This window comes from Nonomuraea sp. NPDC050227 (genome assembly GCF_044459705.1).
Taxonomy (GTDB): domain Bacteria; phylum Actinomycetota; class Actinomycetes; order Streptosporangiales; family Streptosporangiaceae; genus Nonomuraea.
In genome coordinates this window covers 19,684-38,874 of the sequence record NZ_JBITJF010000012.1, presented here as the reverse complement: position 1 = coordinate 38,874, position 19,191 = coordinate 19,684, and the positions used below count along the sequence as shown (strand labels likewise).

Sequence of the window (19,191 nt, the reverse complement as noted above, 5' to 3'; positions counted from 1 at the left end):
TCTAAGCGGTGAACCGTCGCACCCAGGCGACCGCGCCCGGCAGGATCTCCTCGACCGGCGCCACGTCCGGGTACCAGGTGCGCTCCCACTCCAGCGAGACCCATCCGGCGTACCCGGCCGCGCGCAGCAGGTCGCCGGCCTCCTCCAGCGGGACCGAGCCCGTCCCCATCGGGACCGGGGTGGTGTCCTCGGCCGAGACGGCGTCCTTGACCTGCACGTAGGCGAGCGAGGGGCCGAGCGCGGCCAGCGTGGCGGCCGGGGACTCGCCGTGCCGCCAGGGGTGCAGCAGGTCCCACAGCGCGCCGGTGACCTCGGGGCGGCCCGCCTCGGCCAGCAGCCCGGCCACGGCCGCGCCGGTGGGCATCCGGTCGTGCGTCTCGACCAGGACGCGTACGCCGAGGGCGGCGGCCGTACCGGCCACAGACCTCAGCCGGCGGGCGCCGACCGCCGGATCGTCGCCGCGCGGGAACACCCGCACGCCCGGCGCGCCCAGGTCGGCGGCCAGCCGCAGATCGGCGAGGAGCGCGTCGGCGACCGGCTCGTCCGGTCCCGGCTCACAGATGCCGACATATCCAGCCAGGGCGGCGATCTCCAGCCCCGCCCGCTCCACCCGTTCCCGCACCGCGCGCCGCTCCCGCGCGGTGAGCCCGGCATGGACGCCGGTGTCCGGATGCAGCCGCAGCTCAAGCCCCTGGCAGCCGTGCGCGACGGCGATCCCGGCCGCCCGCTCCAGCCCCTCCCCCGGCATCCCCAACGTGCTGACCGCAAGCTTCACGCCGTCACCCCGGCTTCCGCGCCCGTCACGCTCACGCCATCCTCCTGACGCTCTCCCGCAGCACGACCTCGCCCGCGACGTGCTCGACCACGGGGGCGGCGGCGTCCTCGCGGCCGAGCGCGAGCTCCAGGGCCCGCGCCCCCATGTCCGGCAGCGGCAGCCGCACGGTCGTCAGCGCCGGCACATGATCACGCAGCGTGACGATGTCGTCGAACCCGGCCACCGAGACGTCCTCGGGCACCCGGATCCCGCGCTCGCGGCAGGCGGCCAGCGCGCCCACGGCCATCACGTCGTTGACCGCGAACACGCAGGTCGCCGCGCCGATCTCGGTCGCGGCCCGGTAGCCGCCGTCGCGGTCGAACGGCCCGTGGACCACGACGGGCTCGGGCAGGCCCAGCTCCCGCAGCGCCTGCGTGAACCCCTCGCACCGGTCGGCGGCGGTCACCAGGTGGGGCGGCCCGGCCAGCACGGCGAAGCGGGTGTGCCCGAGCCCGGCCAGCGCGCGGGCCATGGCCGCGGCGCCGGCCCGGTTGGCGGGCGCGACGGTGTCCACGCCGAGCAGGTCCTGGCCGACGCACGCGGCCCGCCCGCCGCCCTCCTGGTAGCGGGCCAGCTCCTCGCGCAGCCGCCCGGTCACGGCGGGGTCGGCGACCCGCGAGCCGACCAGCAGCACGGCGCGCACGCGCTGGGCGTTCATGGTGGCGACGTAGGCGATCTCCTGCTCGGGGTCGCGGTGGGTGGTGCCCACCATGACGAGCATGCCCTCGGCGGCGGCGGCCCGCATCGCGCCGTCGGCCAGCGCGGCGAAGTAGGGGTCGGTCAGGTCGTGGACGACGATGCCGATGACGTTGCTCGCCCCCCGGGCCAGCGTCTGGGCGGCGATGTTGGCGCGGTAGCCGAGCTCGTCGGCGGCCCGTTCGACACGGGCCCGCAGGGTCGCGCCCACCTGGCGGGTGCTGCCGTTGAGCACCCGCGAGGCGGTGGCGAGGGAGACGCCGGCCTGTTTGGCGACGTCCTCAAGCGTGACCACGAGACCTCCCGGAAAGCGGTTTCCAAGTCTGCCAGACGACGACCTGGCTCCGCATCCTCGCACGCCCGCCGACGGCGGCGACACAACTCGCGGCACCGCGCTCACCAGGACGGCGACGGGACCCTCACGCCCAGGGGAACAGGATGTCGAACAGGCCCTTCTTCTCGCTCGGCGCGGGGGCGGGCTGCTCCTGCTGCGCGGGCGGAGCCTGGGTGGGGGGTGCGCTCTCCTGCCGCTCCGGCTGCCTGGTGGCGGGCGCCTTCGCCGACTCCTCGGCCGAGTCCTCGGGGGTCCCGTCGGAGGTCTCGTTCATCCCGTCCTGCGGGCCGTGGGTGACCTTCTCGTCGGGCGTGGCCGTCGGACGGCTCTCGCGGGTGGCGGTGGGCCGCGCCGACGGCTCGCGGGTGGGACGGGGGCGGCGGGCCACGGGGGTGGGGGTTACGGTCTCGGACACGGTCGGCTCGGCGGTGTCCGTTTCCTCGGGCTCGGGGGCGGACTCGGTCTCCTCCGGGAGCGCGCTCTGCGGCGGGGCGGTGACCTGGCTCGCGCCGGCGCAGGCGCCGACCCCGCACGGGTCGTCGGAGGAGGTGCCGGTGAGCAGCCAGCCCGCCCCGGCGCCGACCAGCACCACCGCGGCGGCCGCCAGCACCAGCACCCTGGTACGCCGGCGCACCTCGCCATCGCGCCCGGCGCCGCCCCGGCGGTCGTCGGCGTCGTCGGTCCAGCCGGAGCCGAGGAAGCCGCGCCGGGTCTCACCCGCGTCGTCGTCGCCGTCGGGCTTGTAGCCCTGATCCAGCGGCAGGTAGGGCAGGTCGTCGTCGGCCGCCGGGTCACCGCCGGGAACGCCGGGCCCGTCCGCCTCGACGACGGCGTGCGGCCCGCTCAGGCCCTCGTAGGGCCCGGCCAGCGTCTCGTGCGGCCCGCTCAGGGCCTCATGGGACCCGCTCGGCCCGTCCAGGACGTCGTGCGGGCCGCTCGGGCCGTCGAGCACGTCGTGCGGCGCGTCGGCCGGGGTCGCGGGAGGCGCGGGGGTCGCCGGGGTTTCGACGGGCTGCGCGGCCTGGCCGGCCGGGAGGATGTAGGTCTCGTTGCCGGAGACCTGGATCGCGGGCTGCTCGTCGGTGTCCTCGGTGCTCCACCGGGGGGACAGCACGTCTCCGGTCAGCTCCGGGTTTAACGGTTTACCCTGCCCATCCTCGTACGGCCTGTCGTTCTCGTCGCGCGCCACGATGGAACCTCTCTAGCTCTGAATACGGACCGCGACCTTTCTTAACAGACTTGTCCGGATATTTCACATGTTTCCCTAAAGTTACTCTGCGTCACATTCGCCCCAGCCAGCGGGCGAGCGCCGCCTCCAGCGGATGCCCCCGCGCCTCCGACGTCCAGGCCGTGTAACCGTCGGGACGCACGAGCAGCGCCTCGGCGTCGTGCTCCGCGCCGCCCCGCACGATCTCCAGCCGGTCCGCCCACGGAGCGGCCGCCGCCACCAGGTCGTCGCGCCCGCCGAGGTCCAGCAGCAGCGCCCGGCCGCCGCGCAGCAGCTCCGCGGTGCGCACCACGCCGCCGGCCGTCTTGACCGCCAGGTCGGGAGCCATCCGCCCGGCTCCGGGCACGCCCACGTCGTAGGCGGTGTCCACCCCGGCGATCATCCCGCTCAGGTACTCGTTGACCTGGTCGAACCGCATCAGCTCGGCGAACAGCTCGCGCAGCGGGTCGACGGCCGGGTCGGGGTGGGCCAGCGCGCTCTGGGCCCGGACGTTCCACAACACCCGCGCGCCGACCGGATGCCGCTCCGCGTGGTAGCTGTCCAGCAGCCCGGCGGGGGCCTCGCCGCGCACCTCGGCGGCCAGCTTCCAGCCCAGGTTGAAGGCGTCCCCCAGGCCGGTGTTGAGCCCCTGGCCGCCCCACGGGAAGTGCACGTGCGCGGCGTCCCCGGCCAGCAGGACGCGGCCCGCGCGGTAGGTCTCGGCCTGCAGGGCGGCGTCGCCGTACCGGGACAGGTTGCGCGCGCCGGCCATCGGGACCGGGACGCCGAGGATGTGCTCGGCCGCCTCCTGGAGCTCCTCGATCGCGACGGGCGCCTCCCGGTCGGCGTGCGGCGCGCGGAAGTCGTAGGTGGTGACGCGGCTGTGCCCGGCGGGGTCGAGCCAGACGATGGCCCAGCCCCGCGGCGTACGCGTGTAGCCCGGCGGCACCGTGTACGGGTCGAGCAGCCGCACGTCGCCCATGAGGGCGGCGACGCGGGCCCCGGCGCCGGTGAACGGGATGCCGGCGGCCTTGCGCACGACGCTGCGCGCGCCGTCGGCGCCGACGACGTACCGGGCGGTCAGCTCGCGGCCGTTCACGGTCAGGGCGACGTGGTCGTCCCGCTGCTCCAGGCCGGTGACCTCCTGGCCGCGCCGGATCTCCGCGCCCACGGCCGCCGCGCGGCGGGCGAACACCTGCTCGGCCCACGCCTGCGGGCTGCCCACGATGCTCGGGCCGCCGTCCGAGACCGCGCCGAGGTCGAGCCCGAACATGCCGGAGAAGTGGAAGCTCACGCTCCCGTACGTGGACCGCCCCACCGCCTCCAGCAGCCCGCGCCGGTCCAGACTCCGAGCCGTGCCCGCGTGCAGCGTCCCGGCCTTGGACTGGCCGGTCGGCACGGCGAGCCGTTCGAGCACCAGCGGCCGCACCCCCTGCAGGCCCAGCTCGGCGGCGAGCAACATGCCCACGGGCCCGCCACCCACCACGGCGACATCGAACACAGGAGCCTCCTCGAACCCGGATGAGTACGTAATCTTCGTACATACGAACAATGTCCGTCAAATCACCGTTCGTGTTATCCGTACAATGGCGGCATGCTGCACCCGTCGCGTGACCAGATCCAGTTGGTGGAGGTGCTCGCCGCGCTCGGCCATCCCGTACGCGCCAAGATCGTGCGCGCGCTGGCCTCGGGGGACGAGCTGTTCTGCGGCGAGGTCGTGGCCGACGTGCCGAAGTCGACGCTGACCGCCCACTGGCGGGTGCTGCGCGAGGCCGGCGTCATCTGCCAGCGCCCGGAGGGCCGCAAGCTGTTCATCCGGCTGCGCCGCGACGACCTCGACGCCCGCTTCCCCGGCCTGGTCGATCTGCTGCTGGCCGAGGACCTCTAACCCGCCGGCCGGGTCACAGGCAGGGGTTCGTGGTGGAGTCGACCACCTTGTCCTTGAGCGAGCCCGGGATCGCCGACGCCACCCGCACGCCCGGCCAGTCGGCCCCGATGACGAGCTGCACGATCGGCCCGTCGGGCAGCGGGGTGACCTTGGTCGCGTACGGCTTCGGGTTCACCGGGGCGACCTTGCCCGCCACCGGCGTGCGCTTGTCCTTCGACAGCCGGGCGGCCACGGCGTCCCCGTAGACGGCGCCGTTGTCGGCATCCTTCTTCGCGTACCGGATCGACGTGGTGGCCACCGGCGCGGCGTTGCCGACCTGGACGACGGCGAACCCCTGGTCGGCCAGCTCGTCGGCCACCTGACCGGCCTTGCCGAGCTCGGTGGTGCCGTTGAGCACCTGGACGCGCACCTGCCCGTTCTCGACCTTCGGCTTGGCGGCGGCCGAGGGCGGGGTCACGTTGACGTCGGAGCGCACGGCCTCGAAGAAGTTGCGCGCGTCCGGCTGCTTGAGCTGCACCCGGTTCTTGTCGGCCGGGTACGCCTCCACCGGCACGGTGATGCCCTTGAGCTCCTTGGCGGTCAGCCCCTGGACACTTCTGGCGATCTCCAGCATCCGGTCCGGCTGCGCGAGCTCGCTGTCCAGGGAGACGGCCTTGACCCCGGCCCGCAGGAACGCGTTGAGCTTGGCGGGGTCGGTGAGCAGCCCGCCATCGGTGATCTTGTCCAGCACCTTGGTGAGGAAGACCTGCTGGCGCTGGATGCGGCCGAGGTCGCTGCCGTCGCCGAGGGCGTAGCGGGTGCGCACGTACCCGAGGGCCTGCTCGCCCTTGACGACGTGCTTGCCCGCGCTGAGCACGAGCTTGGCCTTGGGGTCGTTGACCGCCTTGGGCAGGCAGATCTCGATGCCGCCGAGAGCGTCGACGATGCCCTTGAAGCCGGTGAAGTCCACCTTCACGATGTGGTTGATCTTGATGTTGGTGAGCGACTCCAGCGTGCGGACCGTGCAGTTGATGCCGCCGTCGTTGAAGGCGGAGTTGATCTGGCGCAGCCCGCCGGCCAGCATCGTGCCGGTGCGGCTCCGGCACTGCGGGATCATGACCATGGTGTCCCGGGGGAAGCTGATCATGGTGGCCTTGTCCCGGTCCGGGGAGATGTGCAACACCATGATCGTGTCGGTGCGCTCGCCGAGGCCCTGCGACTTCGCGCCGTACTTCTTGTTGTCGCCCTCGCGCGAGTCCGAGCCGACGAGCAGCACGTTGAGCGCGCCGGTCTCGGGCGGCCGCGACCCGGCCTCCACGGGCGGCAGGATCGGGATGTCGGCGAAGATGCTGCGGTAGTACGCGTACCCGCCCAGCGTGACGACGACCAGCACGAACGTCAGCGCCATGCTCACCCACGCCATCGGCGTGATCCGCCGCGCAGGCCCCGGAGGCCGGTCCAGGCGACGGTCGGGGCGCTGATCGGGGCGGCGGTCGGGGCGGCGGTCGGGGCGATGCTGCGGCCGTTCCGGCGCTCTCCGGCCCTCGCTCACGCGCCCCCCTCTACGCGCGCCCGCACAGGACGCACCCCCGCGCGCCCCTCGCAGAGCGCGGCCCCCTCTGGTGTGACGCGCAGCATACTGATAATCCGCCGTATATACGGCGTGTCGCAAATTTCACCCCATAGCAGCCTCCGGCGGACGCGTCCGGCGAGGGCTCCATGCAATGCGCGCGAATCCACGGCGTCACTACGGTCCGTGACGCCATCATGACGTCCATGCTTCTGACCGAGATGGCGCCCCCTCCAGGCGCCGAGGCGCTGGCCGGGCTGCGCACCGCCGCCCGGACCGCCCGCCGGGCCGTCTTCGTCGCGCTCGCCGGCTCGATCGCGCTGCTGGCCACGTCACAGGTGCTGGCCGACCGCGCGCCGACCAGAGAGCAGACGTTACCGCTCGCCGTGCTCTCGCTGGCGGTGTTCGCGATCGCGCTGCCCGTCCTTGTGGTCACCCAACTGGTGTGGGGCGCGCGGGCGCGCCTGGTGCGCCGGCGCGAGCGCGAACTGTTCGCCGTGCCGCCTTCGGCCCGGCGGCGTCCGCTGAGCCGGCTCGGCGTCGCGTCCGGCTGGGCCGTGCTGCTGCTGCTCGGCGCCACCTCTCCAGGCCAGTTCAGGGCGGCCGCTCTGTACGCCTTCGCCGACGCCCTGAGCTGGGCCGTCGAGGCCGCCATGGTGATCGGCCTGGCCGCGGGGGTGTCGTTCCTCATCTGGTGGGCACGGGACGCCCTGGGGATAGTGGCGCGCGCCGGTCGTCCGGGAGGATCACCTGGCGATCCGTGGGATCCCGGCCGGGGCGCGCGTCCACGAGGGGGCGCGGCGCTCTGGACGGGCGCGGCCGTGGCGGTCGCCGCCCTGCTCGGAGCCCGCGCCCATCTCTGGGAACCGCCCATGCCGATCGTTTACGCGCTGCTGACCGCCGCCCTCGTCTGCGGGGTGGTTACCGACGAGTAGCATAGGCGCGGAACCCCATCCAAGAACGAGGAGCGAATCCGTGCCTTCCTCTCGTGACGTAGTGTTCGTCGACGGCGTACGCACGCCCTTCGGCAGGTCAGGGCCGAAGGGACTGTACGCGGAGACCCGCGCCGACGACATGGTCGTCCGCGTCATCCGCGAGCTCATCCGGCGCAACCCCGGTCTGCCTCCCGAGCGCGTGGACGAGGTGGCCATCGCCGCGACGACCCAGATCGGCGACCAGGGCCTGACCATCGGCCGCTCGGCGGCGGTGCTGGCCGGACTGCCCAAGAGCGTCCCCGGCTACGCGATCGACCGCATGTGCGCGGGCGCGATGACCGCGGTCACCACGGTCGCGGGCGGCATCGCCTTCGGCGCCTACGACGTGGCCATCGCCGGCGGCGTCGAGCACATGGGCCGCCACCCCATGGGCGAGGGCGTGGACCCCAACCCGCGGTTCCTGTCGGAGAAGCTGGTCGACCCGAGCGCGCTGGTCATGGGCATGACCGCCGAGAACCTGCACGACCGCTACCCGTCGATCTCCAAGGAGCGCGCCGACGCCTACGCGGTGCTCTCGCAGGAGAAGGCGGCCAAGGCGTACGCCGACGGCAAGATCCAGCCCGACCTCGTGCCCACCGCGGTCCGGACGGCCGAGAAGGGCTGGGGCCTGGCCGCCGAGGACGAGGCGCCGCGCCCCGGCACCACGATGGAGGCGCTGGGCGCGCTCAAGACGCCCTTCCGCCCGCACGGCAACGTCACCGCGGGCAACTCCTCCGGCATCAACGACGGCGCCACCGGCTGCATCGTGGCCGCCCGCGAGGTCGCCGGCGAGCTGGGCCTGACGCCGAAGATGCGCCTGGTCTCCTACGCCTTCGCGGGCGTGGACCCCGAGGTGATGGGCGTGGGCCCGATCCCGTCCACCGAGCGGGCGCTGCGGCTGGCCGGGCTGTCCATCGGCGACATCGGCCTGTTCGAGATCAACGAGGCGTTCGCCGTCCAGGTGCTGGCCTTCCTGGAGCACTTCGGCATCGCCGACGACGACCAGCGCGTCAACCCCTACGGCGGCGCGATCGCCTTCGGCCACCCGCTGGCCTCCTCGGGCGTGCGGCTCATGACGCAGCTCGCCCGCCAGTTCGGCGAGCGGCCCGACGTGCGGTACGGCATCACCACCATGTGCGTCGGCATGGGCATGGGCGGCACTGTGATCTGGGAGAACCTGGCATGAGCGACATCGAGACCTGGCGCGCGCTGCTGAGCGGGCGCAACACCGACGAGGTCGTCACCAAGGCCCTCGTGCGCGACGTGCCGCTGCCCGGCGGCGCCGGCACGATGGCCCTGATCACCCTGGACAACGGCTTCGACCACACCAAGCCCAACACCTTCGGCCCGCACGGCCTGTTCGCGCTGGAGGAGGCCCTGTCGCGGATCGCGGAGCGCACCGACCTGGCCGCCGTGGGCGTCACCGGCAAGCCGTTCATCTTCGCCGTCGGCGCCGACCTCAAGGGCGCGGCCGCCGTGGCCTCCCGCGAGGAGGCCGAGGCCATCGGCGCGCTGGGCCACCACGTCTTCCGCAGGCTGGGCGAGCTGCCGATCCCGACGTTCGCGTTCGTCAACGGCGCGGCCATGGGCGGCGGCCTGGAGATCGCGCTGCACTGCGCGTACCGGACGATCTCCTCCGGCGTGCCCGCGGTGGCGCTGCCCGAGTGCTTCCTCGGCCTGGTGCCCGGCTGGGGCGGCACGCAGCTGCTCCCCCGCCTGATCGGCCCGGCGAACGCGATCAAGCTGATCATCGAGAACCCGCTGTCGCAGAACCGCATGATCAAGGGCGCGGACGCGTACAAGCTGGGCGTCGCGGACGCGATGTTCGAGCCGGCCGACTTCCTGGAGGAGTCGCTGCGCTGGGCCGCCCGCGTGGTCAAGGGCGAGGTCGCCGTCGAGCGGCAGGAGCACGACGGCTGGGACAAGGCCGTCGCCGACGCGCGCTTCCTGGTGGACATGAAGCTGCGCGGCGCCTCCCCCGCCCCCTACCGGGCGCTCGACCTGATCGCGCTGGCCGCGACCGCCTCGCGCGACGAGGGCTTCGCCGCCGAGACGCAGGCGCTGGCCGACCTGCTGATGGGCGACGAGCTGCGGGCCGGGCTCTACTCCTTCGACCTGGTCCAGCGCCGGGCCAAGCGTCCAGCCGGCGCGCCGGACAGGTCGCTGGCCCGCAAGGTCACCAAGGTCGGCGTCGTGGGCGCCGGGCTGATGGCCTCGCAGATGGCGCTGCTGTTCGCCCGCCGCCTGGAGGTCCCGGTCGTGCTGACCGACCTCGACCAGTCCCGCCTGGACAAGGGCGTGGGGTACGTGCACGCCGAGGTCGACAAGCTGCTGGGCAAGGGCCGCGTCTCGGCCGACCAGGCCAACCGGATCAAGTCCCTGGTCACCGGCTCCCTGACCAAGGACGCCTTCGCCGACGCCGACTTCGTCATCGAGGCCGTCTTCGAGGACATGGCGGTCAAGAAGCAGGTGTTCGCCGAGGTCGAGGCCGTGGTGTCGGCCGAGTGCGTGCTCGCCACCAACACCTCCTCGCTCTCGCTCACCGAGATGGGCGCCGGGCTGGCGCACCCCGAGCGGCTGGTCGGGTTCCACTTCTTCAACCCGGTCGCCGTGATGCCGCTGCTGGAGATCATCAGGGGCGCCTCGACCGACGACGCCACGCTGGCCACGGCGTTCGCGGTGGGCAAGTCGCTGCGGAAGTCGTCCGTGCTGGTCAAGGACGCGCCGGCGTTCGTGGTCAACCGGCTGCTGACCTGCTTCATGGGCGAGGTCGTGGCCGCCGTGGACGAGGGCACGCCGCTGGAGGTCGCCGAGCACGCGCTCGACGGCCTGGGGCTGCCGATGACGCCGTTCGCGCTGCTGCAGCTCGTCGGCCCGGCCGTCGGCCTGCACGTCGCCGAGACGCTGCACGCGGCCTTCCCCGAGCGGTTCGGCGTCTCGGAGAACATGGCCAAGCTGGTCGCCTCGGGCAAGCCGGGCGTCTACCGTCCGGACTTCTCGCTCGACCCGGAGGCGGTGGCCCTGTTCGCCGGCGGCACGTCGCCGTCCACGGCCGAGCAGGTCCGCGAGCGCGTGCTCGGGGCGCTGTCCCGGGAGATCCGGATCATGCTGGACGAGGGCGTCGTCGCCGGGCCGCAGGACATCGACCTGTGCATGATCCTGGGCGCCGGCTGGCCGTTCCATCTGGGTGGCATCACGCCTTATCTGGACAGGTCGGGGATCGCCCAGCCCCGGTTCCTTCCGCCCGGTGTGGCCTCGCTGCCCGCGTGATTTTACGGAGGCCCGCCCGGCGGGTCTCCGTACGTCATGGCCGACTTCGCCGTAGCGTACTGTGCCGTCCTACGAACGGAGAGTAACCATGATGCGAGCAGTCGGCACGATCGCTCTGTGCGGAGCCCTCGTGCTGGGCGCGTCGTCGCCCTCCCTGGCGGCGGCGCCCCCCACCCCCAAGGCCGTCCTCAAGGTCACCGTGGCAGTGAAGAACGGCCCCACCAAGGGCGCCTGGCTCAACTGCAGCCCCGACGGCGGCACCCACCCCTCCGCCCACGCCGCCTGCGAGCTCCTGCGCAAGGTGAAGGGCGACCCGGCCAAGATCAACGTCTCGCCGAAGGCGGCCGCGGCCTGCGGCAAGGAGGTGGAGCCGCGCGCCGTCATGATCCTCGGCAAGTGGTACGGCAAGACCGTCCAGTGGGGCAAGGTCTACACCAACGCCTGCACGATGAAGGCGGGCCTCGGAACGCTCCTGGCGATCTGAGCGGGTGAGGGGGGCGGGCGGCCGGCCCGCCCCCCTCGCGCGTCACCGGCCGGGCACTGCGCCCCGCCTGCTGTGCCGGTAGCCGTAGGCGAAGTAGACGACCACCCCGATGATCATCCAGACGACGAACCTGAGCCAGGTCTCCAGCGGCAGGTTGAGCATCAGGTAGAGGCAGGCCAGCACCGACAGGATCGGCAGCAGCGGCACCATCGGCACCCGGAAGGCCCGCTCCAGGTCCGGCCGGGTGCGCCGGAGCACGATCACGCCGACGGACACCACCATGAACGCGAACAGCGTGCCGATGTTGACCAGCTCGGCCAGCTCCCCGAACGACACGAACCCGGCCAGCGCCATGGTCACCAGGCCGATGAGGACGGTGAGCCTGGCGGGCGTGCCGAAGGTCGGGTGGACGACGGCCAGCCGGCGCGGCAGCAGGCCGTCGCGGCACATGGCGAACAACACCCGGGTCTGCCCGAGCAGCAGCACCAGCACCACGGTCGTCAGACCGGCGATGGCGCCCACGCTGATGATGGCGGCCAGCCAGGGATGGCCGACGGCGGTGAACGCGTCCGACAGCGGCGCGCTCGTGCTCAGCTGCTTGTACGGCTGCATGCCGACCACGACCAGCGAGACGGCGACGTAGAGGATCGTGCAGACGGCCAGCGAGCCGATGATGCCGCGCGGCACGTCGCGCTGCGGGCGCACGGTCTCCTCGGCGGCGGTGGCCACGATGTCGAAGCCGATGAAGGCGAAGAACACGATCGCCGCGGCCGAGAAGATGCCGATCACGCCGAACGCGACGGGCGTGACCCCGAACAGCACCTGGATCAGCGGCGCCTTCAGCCCCTCGACCCGCGGCGAGGCCACCGGCTCGGGGATGAAGGGCGTGTAGTTGGCGGCCTTGACGAAGAACAGCCCCGCCACGATGACCAGCAGCACCACCGTGATCTTGGTGATCACCAGGATCAGGTTGACCCGCGAGGAGATCTTGATGCCGGCCACCAGGATCGCGGTGAGGATCAGCACGATGGCCACCGCGGGCACGTTGACCACGGGATCGTCGCCCGCGATGGAGGCCGGCAGGTGGATGCCGACGGAGTCGAGCATCGAGGCGAAGTAGCCCGACCAGCCGACCGACACCACGGCCGCGGCCAGCGCCAGCTCCAGGATCAGGTCCCAGCCGATCACCCAGGCGGGGAACTCGCCGAGGGTGGCGAAGGAGAAGGTGTAGGCGGACCCGGCCACGGGGATCGTCGAGGCGAACTCGGCGTAGCACAGCGCCGCCAGTCCGCACACGACGGCCGCCACGACGAACGAGACCGCGACCGCCGGCCCGGCCACCTCCTTGGCCACCTGGCCGGTGAGCACGAAGATCCCGGTGCCGACGATCACGCCGATGCCGAACACCATCAGGTCCATGGCGGTCAGGCGTTTACGCAGCTGATGCTCGGGAGTCTCGGTGTCGCGGATCGACTGTTCGACGCTCTTCGTGCGAAAGATGTCCACGATCAGCGATCCTTCCCAGACCCTCCGTGATCATGCGCTCGGGCCGCGCCGGCCGGTGAAGCGCCTCGTCGGGGGTAGCGGACCCGCATCATGGTGGACGACCTGCTGGACACGCTGGCCGGTCAGGACGTGGCGGTGGTGCTGGCGCTCGTCCTGGTCTTCCTGACGCTGGACGCCTCGGTCGGGATCGGCCTGATCACGCCGGGCGACGGCCTGCTGATCGTCGCGGGCGCCACGTCGGGCGGCGTGCCGGAGACGCTGGCCCTGATCGGCACCGGCGTGCTGGCCTGCCTCCTGGGCGCGACGGGCGGCCACCGCCTGGGCCGCCGGTACGGCCCCCGCCTGCGCGACAGCAGGCTCGGCCGGCGCGTCGGCGAGGAGCGCTGGAGCCGGGCGGAGCAGATCCTGCGGCGCAGCGGCTGGGCGCTGGCCCTGGCCTACTTCCTGCCGGTGGTGCACGCGCTGACGCCGGCCCTGGCGGGCGCGGTGGGCATGCCCTACCGCCGGTTCATGCCGTGGGCCCTGCTGGGCAGCACGGCGTGGGTGAGCACGTACGTCGTGCTGGGGGCGGTGGCCGGGCAGATGGCGCGGCGGGAGGCGGGCCTGCTGCTGCCGGCGGCGGCCGCGGCGGTGGTCGTCATGCTGGCGATCACCGCCGTGGTCCGCCGGGTGCTCAACGGCGGACCGGCTGCTCCACGCGGGAGGTCCGCTTCGCGACGGCCTCGGTGATCTGGCGCGCGAGGTCCTGGCCGGTCAGGCCGATGCGGCCGAGGATCGCGGCCCGCTTGGCGTGGTCGAGGAACTCCTGCGGGATGCCGAAGGTGCGCACCGGGACGTCGACGTCGGCGTCGCGGAGCAGGCGGGCCACGGCGTCGCCCACGCCGCCCACGCGGCCGTTGTCCTCGACCACGGCGACCAGCTTGTGGGCGCCGGCGGCCAGCGTCAGCGCCTCGTCGAGCGGCTTGACCCAGCGCGGGTCGACCACGGTGGCCGAGATGCCCTGCGCGTCGAGCAGGACGGCCGCCTCCATGCACACGTGCGCCATCGGGCCGACGCCCACCAGCAGCACGTCCGGCTCGCCCTCGGCGGCCCGCAGCAGGTCCATCTCGCCCAGGCGGCCCACGGACTCAAGTGGCTCGGCCACCGGGCCCTTGGGGAAGCGCAGCACGGTCGGCCCGTCGGTGACCTCCACGGCCTCGCGCAGCAGCTCGGTGACGCGGTCGCCGTCGCGCGGCACCGCGATCCGCAGGCCGGGCACGACCTGGAGGATCGACAGGTCCCACATGCCGTTGTGGCTGGCGCCGTCGTCGCCGGTGACGCCGGCCCGGTCGAGGACGACGGTGACCGGCAGCCGATGCAGGGCGACGTCCATCAGGAGCTGGTCGAAGGCCCGGTTGAGGAAGGTGGCGTAGACGGCCACGACCGGGTGCAGGCCGCCGAGCGCCAGGCCGGCGGCGCTGGTGAGCGCGTGCTGCTCGGCGATGCCGACGTCGTAGATGCGGTCGGGGAAGGCGTCGGCGAAGGCGTTGAGGCCGGTGGGGTGGAGCATGGCCGCGGTGATGGCGACCAGGTCCTCGCGCTCCTTGCCGAGCCTGACCAGCTCCTCGCTGAAGACGTTGGTCCAGATGCGCGGCTTGGGCTTCTCGGCGCCGGTGGCGCGGTCGAAGGCGCCGGGCGAGTGGAACTGGTCTTCGTCGTGGTTCTCGGCGGGGGTGTAGCCGCGGCCCTTCTGGGTGAGGGCGTGGACGATGACCGGGCCGCGGAAGGCGCGGGCCTTGCGCAGCGCCGCCTCCATGGCCTGCTCGTCGTGGCCGTCGATGGGGCCGACGTACTTCAGGCCGAGGTCCTCGAACATGACCTGCGGGGCCAGGACGTCCTTGACGCCCTTCTTGAAGCCGTGGAGGGCGTCGTAGAGGACGGGAACGTTCCCGAGCTTGTCCTTGACGTATTCGAGCATGTCCTCGTAGCGGCGGTTGACGCGCAGCGAGGACAGGTGGGAGGCCAGGCCGCCGATGGTCGGGGAGTAGGAGCGGCCGTTGTCGTTGACCACGATCACGACGGGCAGGTCTTTGATCGCGGCGATGTTGTTCAGCGCCTCCCAGGCCATGCCGCCGGTGAGCGCGCCGTCGCCGATCACCGCGACGACCGTGCGCTCGCGCTCGCCGCGCAGCTTGAACGCCTTGGCCAGGCCGTCGGCGTAGGACAGCGCGGTGGAGGCGTGGGAGTTCTCGACGAAGTCGTGCTCGGACTCGGTCTGGCTCGGGTAGCCGGACAGGCCGCCCTCCTGCTTGAGCGCCTCGAAGCCGGCCGCGCGGCCGGTGAGCAGCTTGTGCACGTACGCCTGGTGGCCGGTGTCCCAGATGACCGGGTCGCGCGGGGAGTCGAAGACGCGGTGGACGGCAATGGTGAGCTCGACCACGCCCAGGTTCGGCCCGAGGTGGCCGCCGAACCTGGCGCAGGCGTCGACGAGCAGGTCACGGATCTCCCCCGCGAGCCGCGGCAGCTCCTCAACAGCGAGCCGTTTGACGTCGTGCGGTCCCTCTATCGAGCCCAGCAACCCGCTCACGGATGCGACTCCCCTCTGCCTCGTTCGCCGTCTGTTCCTTTTCGACGACGCAGAAGAGTCTAGTTCGCCGACGTCTCGCTGACTCCATCGAGTCAAATCCGCCCACCTATGTCAGATCTTGACCTAGTCTTGCAGGACATATGAACTCCGTCCCTAAAGGTAAGGTCGCGGCATTGGTCGGCGCGGCCATCGCGCTCGCCCTGGCCGCCGCCTCCCTGGTGCTCGTGCTCGCCGACGTCGCCACGACCTCGACCGAGCGCTCGCCGATCAACGAGGCGCAGCAGGTCGCCTCGCCGCCGGCCAAGGCGACCGCCAAGAGCAAGGGGCCGGCCACCTCCGGCGGCAGGACACTGGCCACGGCCAACCCGCTGTACAAGACCGGCAAGCTCGTGGACGTGAACTGCGAGCCCGGCGACCTGCCCGCGGGCAGCATGATCGCCTACCGCCGCTACCTCACCCGGGTCACGAACTGCCTCAACAAGACGTGGGCGGCCCAGTTCCGCAAGGCGGGGCTGCCGTTCACCAAGCCGCGCCTGCGCATCATCACCAAGAAGGTCAGGACGCCCTGCGGCGCGTGGAACACCGGCGCCGACGGCGTCTACTGCTCCACGGACCGCACCATGTACCTGATGATCAGCCGCGACCAGCTCCGCAACCCGTTCCCGCTCGGCATCACCCGCCTGGTCGCCCACGAGTACGGCCACCACGTCCAGCAGGCCTCCGGCATCTGGAACTACTACTGGACGGCCAGGTCCACCGCGAGCAAGGCCAGGCGCCTGCAGTTGTCGCGCAACTCCGAGCTCCAGGCCGAGTGCTTCTCCTCCATCTTCATGAGCACGATGAAGGAGTCGCCGCTGGTCACGCAGTCCGACTGGGCCTACACGGTGGAGTGGTTCTACAAGAACGGCGCCAAGGGCTGGCCGCAGAACGACCACGGCAAGGGCCCGACGCAGGCGGCCTGGATGACCAGGGGCTTCAACCGGGGCGCGCCGGGCTCGTGCAACACGTGGGCGGCGGCTGCACGAAACGTCCAGTGACGTCTGGCATTTCCGCTTTACCTTGATCTCTCTCTTTTGTAGTGTGCCTTCCCATGCGTACCCCCCGATTGGCGATCATTGCCGGAGCACTGGCGAGCGTTTTCGTCGCCGGTACGGCCCACGCGGCCGTGGCCGCCCCGGCGAGCAAGCCGGTCCTGACGAAGAACCCGATCTACAAGACCGGCCGGCTCGCGCTCAGGACGTGCGAGGAGCCGCCGGTCCGGTCCGGGACCGAGGACGAGGCTCGGGTCTACTTCGAGGCGGTGCTCGAATGCCTCGACAAGGCCTGGGCCCCCAAGCTCAAGCAGGCGGGCTTCGCCTTCAGCAAGCCGAAGTTCCAGGTGATCACCAAGCTGGGCGCCCCCACGGGCTGCGGCGGCTTCCCGGGGGAGGCGCAGGCGCTGTACTGCCCGGTCAACAAGACGATGACCCTCCTGCTCAGCCCGAACGTCGTGGAGGAGCCGTCGGACCCGGTGCTGATGCTGGTGGTGGCCCACGAGTACGGCCACCACGTCCAGAAGCTCACCGGCATGCTCCGGCACAACAAGCGCGGCGAGTACGTCCTGGACAACCCGAAGAACCTGGAGCCGGTGCGCCGTACCGAGCTGCAGGCCGAGTGCTACGCCGGGGTGTTCATGGGCAGCGTCTGGGACTCGCTGGGCCGTAGCCAGAAGGAGTTCGACTCCCTGCTCAAGGGCACGCACGACCCGGCCGACCTGAGCGCGCTCGGCGTGAAGACGCGCTCCTCGGCCGACCTGAGCCACGGCTCGGACGCCAACGTCGCGTGGTGGCTCAAGCGCGGCTTCACCGGCAAGTCGGCGGGCTCCTGCAACACCTGGGCCGCCCCCAAGGGCAAGGTCAGCTAAGCCAAACTCGTACAAACTCCTCTAAGATCCGCGATCGTGCGCATTCCCCTCATGGCGCTCGCCATGTGCATGATCGCGGTTCTTCTGTCGTCGGCTCCGTCGGCCGCGGCGGGCCGCCCGGCGCGAGGGGGGTTGTCGGCCGCGCCGGTCGTCTCACGGGAACGCCTGGCCTGCGCCGTCCCCGCCATCCGGGCGGGCAGCGCAGCCTCGCTCAAGTCCTTCCACCGGGCCATGGCCAGGTGCGCCGACCGGTTCTGGGCCGGCCGGTTCGCGGCCGCGGGCCTGACCTACACCCCGCCCGAGGTGACCGTCACCACCGGCGCCGACTCGGTCTGCGGCCGGATCACCGCCAACGGCGCGCAGTACTGCCCGGTGCAGCGCACGATCGTCATCCGCGTCATGAAGCACGACCTGGACGACCCGTTCCGGATGAACATCGCGCACTCCGTCGCGCACGAGTGGGGACACCACGTCCAGGAGCTCACCGGCGTGCTGGACGCGCAGAACGCCCTGTACCAGCCCGCCTCCACGGGGGCCCGCACCCTGCTCAGCCACCGGCTGGAGATGCAGGCCGAGTGCTTCGCCGGCGTCTTCTACAGCGCCGCGCTCACCTCGATCAAACCCGACGTCACCTGGCGCGAATGGCTGGACGCCGTCCGCCGGGCGGACTACAGCAAGATCCACGGAGCCCCGCGCAACCTGGCCTACTGGCAGAACCGCGGTTACCGCGACGGCTCCGCCGCCGCCTGCGACACCTGGACGGCCCCCAAGGCCCGGGTGCGCTAGGAGCTGACCCTGGCCAGCACTTCCAGCGGGTCGGCCAGCACGTGGGCGAAGGCCAGCTCGGCCGCCCCGACCAGGGTCACATGGTCGCCGAGCGCCGACGTGCGCAGCCGTACGTGCTCGCGCTGGGGGGCCATGGCGTGCAGCGCCAGCCGGGTGCGGACCTGCGCCGCCGAGCCGAGGTAGACCTCCCGCAACATGCCCCCGAAGATCACCATCTCCGGGTTGAAGATGTTGACCAGGTTCGCCACGCCGAGCCCGAGCCAGTCGCCGACCCGGCTCAGCGCCTCCTGCGCGACGATGTCGCCCCGGTCGGCCGCGTCGACCACGGCGCGGACCGCGTCGCGGCCGTGCTGGCCGGGCCCGAAACGGCCGGCCAGCTCCAGCAGCGCCCGCTCCCCCACCTCGGCCTCCAGACAGCCGTGCGAGCCGCAGGAGCACTCGCGCCCGCCGGGGTTGACGACCATGTGGCCGACCTCGCCGCCGTAGCCGTCGAAGCCGCCGAGCAGGTGGCCGCCGGTGATGATGCCGCCGCCGATGCCCACGTCGCCGTGCAGGCAGATGAGGTCGCGCACGCCCACGCCGAGGCCCCGGCTGTGCTCGGCCAGGGCCGCCAGGTTGGCGTCGTTGCCCACGCTGACCGGCAGCCCGAGGCCCAGCCTGCGGCCCAGCTCCTCGCCGAACGGCACGTCGTGGGCCATCAGATTGGGCCCGAACGTCACCACGCCGTCGCCCTTGCGCACCCCGCCGGACACGGCGGCGGCGGCGCCGACGCACACGGTGTCGTCGCGCGTCTTGCGCCGCATCTGCCTGGCGAACCCCGACAGCACCCCGGCCAGCTCGTCGAGGGCGAACCTGCCCCGGTCGCGGGTGGTCTCCCTGCGGTCGAGGATGACGCCGCCCAGCCCCACCCGCGCCGCCACGAGCCGGTCGGGGCCCACGTCGAACGCGAACACGTAGACGCGCGCCGACTCCGGGCGCACCACCAGCGAGGGCCGGCCGGCCCGGCCGGTCTCGCGCGGCAGCTCCTCCCGCACCAGCCCGGCGGCGGTGAGGTCGGACGTCAGCGCCATGATGGTGCTGCGGTTGAGCCCCATCTTCGAGGTCAGCTCGGCGCGCGAGATCGGCCCGCCCAGATGGACATGGCGAAGCAGCGCGCCGAGATTGTGGCGCCTGATGTCCTCCTGGGACGGTCCGGCACGCATCGTCTGGGGTTC

Annotated in this window: 17 protein-coding genes; 9 read left to right on the top strand and 8 right to left on the bottom strand. The window is 72.3% G+C overall.

What is annotated here, in order from left to right; all coding sequences use genetic code 11:
* Window position 1: 1 nt before the first annotated feature.
* The 4 genes from ACIBK9_RS37920 to ACIBK9_RS37905 form a co-directional block, all read right to left on the bottom strand.
* Window positions 2-775: a sugar phosphate isomerase/epimerase family protein gene (locus tag ACIBK9_RS37920; RefSeq protein ID WP_387664033.1), complete on the bottom strand. Its 774-nt coding sequence runs from the start codon at window positions 773-775 to the stop codon at window positions 2-4.
* A gap of 31 nt (window positions 776-806) precedes the next feature.
* Window positions 807-1,805 carry a LacI family DNA-binding transcriptional regulator gene (locus ACIBK9_RS37915; RefSeq protein ID WP_397163592.1) on the bottom strand — a complete coding sequence of 333 codons (999 nt, stop codon included), beginning with the start codon at window positions 1,803-1,805 and terminating at the stop codon, window positions 807-809.
* Window positions 1,806-1,929: 124 nt separating this feature from the next.
* A complete protein-coding gene (locus ACIBK9_RS37910) occupies window positions 1,930-3,033 on the bottom strand; it encodes a hypothetical protein (protein WP_397163590.1) in 1,104 nt (367 codons plus the stop codon).
* A 91-nt stretch (window positions 3,034-3,124) separates the two neighbouring features.
* A complete protein-coding gene (locus tag ACIBK9_RS37905; protein ID WP_397163588.1) occupies window positions 3,125-4,552 on the bottom strand; it encodes an FAD-dependent monooxygenase in 1,428 nt (475 codons plus the stop codon).
* 93 nt (window positions 4,553-4,645) lie between these two features.
* Here ACIBK9_RS37905 and ACIBK9_RS37900 point away from each other — a divergent pair, with 93 nt between their 5' ends.
* A complete protein-coding gene (locus ACIBK9_RS37900) occupies window positions 4,646-4,939 on the top strand; it encodes a helix-turn-helix domain-containing protein (RefSeq protein ID WP_352365580.1) in 294 nt (97 codons plus the stop codon).
* A gap of 13 nt (window positions 4,940-4,952) precedes the next feature.
* Here ACIBK9_RS37900 and ACIBK9_RS37895 read toward each other — a convergent pair whose 3' ends face one another.
* On the bottom strand, window positions 4,953-6,341 hold the full coding sequence (locus ACIBK9_RS37895) for an LCP family protein (protein ID WP_397163586.1): 1,389 nt from the start codon (window positions 6,339-6,341) through the stop codon (window positions 4,953-4,955).
* A 353-nt stretch (window positions 6,342-6,694) separates the two neighbouring features.
* Between ACIBK9_RS37895 and ACIBK9_RS37890 the strand changes: the two genes are divergently transcribed.
* From ACIBK9_RS37890 to ACIBK9_RS37875, 4 genes are all read left to right on the top strand, one after another.
* Window positions 6,695-7,423, top strand: coding sequence for a hypothetical protein (locus tag ACIBK9_RS37890; protein ID WP_397163585.1), 729 nt, complete (start codon window positions 6,695-6,697; stop codon window positions 7,421-7,423).
* A gap of 61 nt (window positions 7,424-7,484) precedes the next feature.
* On the top strand, window positions 7,485-8,648 hold the full coding sequence (locus tag ACIBK9_RS37885; RefSeq protein WP_387656872.1) for a thiolase family protein: 1,164 nt from the start codon (window positions 7,485-7,487) through the stop codon (window positions 8,646-8,648).
* Window positions 8,645-10,732 carry a 3-hydroxyacyl-CoA dehydrogenase NAD-binding domain-containing protein gene (locus ACIBK9_RS37880; RefSeq protein WP_397163583.1) on the top strand — a complete coding sequence of 696 codons (2,088 nt, stop codon included), beginning with the start codon at window positions 8,645-8,647 and terminating at the stop codon, window positions 10,730-10,732. The genes ACIBK9_RS37885 and ACIBK9_RS37880 overlap by 4 nt, the downstream gene beginning before the upstream one ends.
* A gap of 88 nt (window positions 10,733-10,820) precedes the next feature.
* Window positions 10,821-11,216: an SSI family serine proteinase inhibitor gene (locus ACIBK9_RS37875; protein WP_397163581.1), complete on the top strand. Its 396-nt coding sequence runs from the start codon at window positions 10,821-10,823 to the stop codon at window positions 11,214-11,216.
* Between the two features lie 42 nt (window positions 11,217-11,258).
* Here ACIBK9_RS37875 and ACIBK9_RS37870 read toward each other — a convergent pair whose 3' ends face one another.
* Window positions 11,259-12,722: an amino acid permease gene (locus tag ACIBK9_RS37870; RefSeq protein ID WP_358284725.1), complete on the bottom strand. Its 1,464-nt coding sequence runs from the start codon at window positions 12,720-12,722 to the stop codon at window positions 11,259-11,261.
* Between the two features lie 90 nt (window positions 12,723-12,812).
* On the opposite strand from ACIBK9_RS37870, the gene ACIBK9_RS37865 reads away from it, so the two are divergent.
* The gene (locus ACIBK9_RS37865) at window positions 12,813-13,451 is read left to right on the top strand and encodes a DedA family protein (RefSeq protein ID WP_397163579.1); all 639 of its coding nucleotides are present in this window, start codon (window positions 12,813-12,815) and stop codon (window positions 13,449-13,451) included.
* Here ACIBK9_RS37865 and dxs read toward each other — a convergent pair.
* Complete coding sequence (dxs, locus tag ACIBK9_RS37860; protein ID WP_397163578.1) at window positions 13,396-15,288, bottom strand: 1-deoxy-D-xylulose-5-phosphate synthase; 1,893 nt, start codon at window positions 15,286-15,288, stop codon at window positions 13,396-13,398. The two genes, ACIBK9_RS37865 and dxs, sit on opposite strands and share 56 nt — an antisense overlap.
* Window positions 15,289-15,428: 140 nt before the next feature.
* On the opposite strand from dxs, the gene ACIBK9_RS37855 reads away from it, so the two are divergent.
* From ACIBK9_RS37855 to ACIBK9_RS37845, 3 genes are read left to right on the top strand one after another with little or no spacing between them, the layout of a single operon-like run.
* Complete coding sequence (locus tag ACIBK9_RS37855; protein ID WP_397163577.1) at window positions 15,429-16,325, top strand: neutral zinc metallopeptidase; 897 nt, start codon at window positions 15,429-15,431, stop codon at window positions 16,323-16,325.
* A gap of 53 nt (window positions 16,326-16,378) precedes the next feature.
* A complete protein-coding gene (locus tag ACIBK9_RS37850; protein ID WP_397163576.1) occupies window positions 16,379-17,191 on the top strand; it encodes a neutral zinc metallopeptidase in 813 nt (270 codons plus the stop codon).
* Between the two features lie 36 nt (window positions 17,192-17,227).
* The gene (locus tag ACIBK9_RS37845; protein ID WP_397163575.1) at window positions 17,228-17,977 is read left to right on the top strand and encodes a neutral zinc metallopeptidase; all 750 of its coding nucleotides are present in this window, start codon (window positions 17,228-17,230) and stop codon (window positions 17,975-17,977) included.
* On the opposite strand, the gene ACIBK9_RS37840 is transcribed toward ACIBK9_RS37845, so the two are convergent.
* The gene (locus ACIBK9_RS37840) at window positions 17,974-19,179 is read right to left on the bottom strand and encodes an ROK family transcriptional regulator (protein ID WP_352325906.1); all 1,206 of its coding nucleotides are present in this window, start codon (window positions 19,177-19,179) and stop codon (window positions 17,974-17,976) included. The genes ACIBK9_RS37845 and ACIBK9_RS37840 overlap by 4 nt on opposite strands.
* Window positions 19,180-19,191 lie beyond the last annotated feature (12 nt).

Bases quoted from the DNA above. Each gene is read 5' to 3' on its own strand.
- ACIBK9_RS37875 (WP_397163581.1), top strand. From the start codon at position 10,821: ATGATGCGAGCAGTCGGCACGATCGCTCTGTGCGGAGCCCTCGTGCTG.
- ACIBK9_RS37900 (WP_352365580.1), top strand. From the start codon at position 4,646: ATGCTGCACCCGTCGCGTGACCAGATCCAGTTGGTGGAGGTGCTCGCC.
- ACIBK9_RS37855 (WP_397163577.1), top strand. From the start codon at position 15,429: ATGAACTCCGTCCCTAAAGGTAAGGTCGCGGCATTGGTCGGCGCGGCC.
- ACIBK9_RS37865 (WP_397163579.1), top strand. From the start codon at position 12,813: ATGGTGGACGACCTGCTGGACACGCTGGCCGGTCAGGACGTGGCGGTG.
- ACIBK9_RS37895 (WP_397163586.1), bottom strand. From the start codon at position 6,341: ATGGCGTGGGTGAGCATGGCGCTGACGTTCGTGCTGGTCGTCGTCACG.
- ACIBK9_RS37840 (WP_352325906.1), bottom strand. From the start codon at position 19,179: ATGCGTGCCGGACCGTCCCAGGAGGACATCAGGCGCCACAATCTCGGC.
- ACIBK9_RS37850 (WP_397163576.1), top strand. From the start codon at position 16,379: ATGCGTACCCCCCGATTGGCGATCATTGCCGGAGCACTGGCGAGCGTT.
- ACIBK9_RS37890 (WP_397163585.1), top strand. From the start codon at position 6,695: ATGCTTCTGACCGAGATGGCGCCCCCTCCAGGCGCCGAGGCGCTGGCC.
- ACIBK9_RS37880 (WP_397163583.1), top strand. From the start codon at position 8,645: ATGAGCGACATCGAGACCTGGCGCGCGCTGCTGAGCGGGCGCAACACC.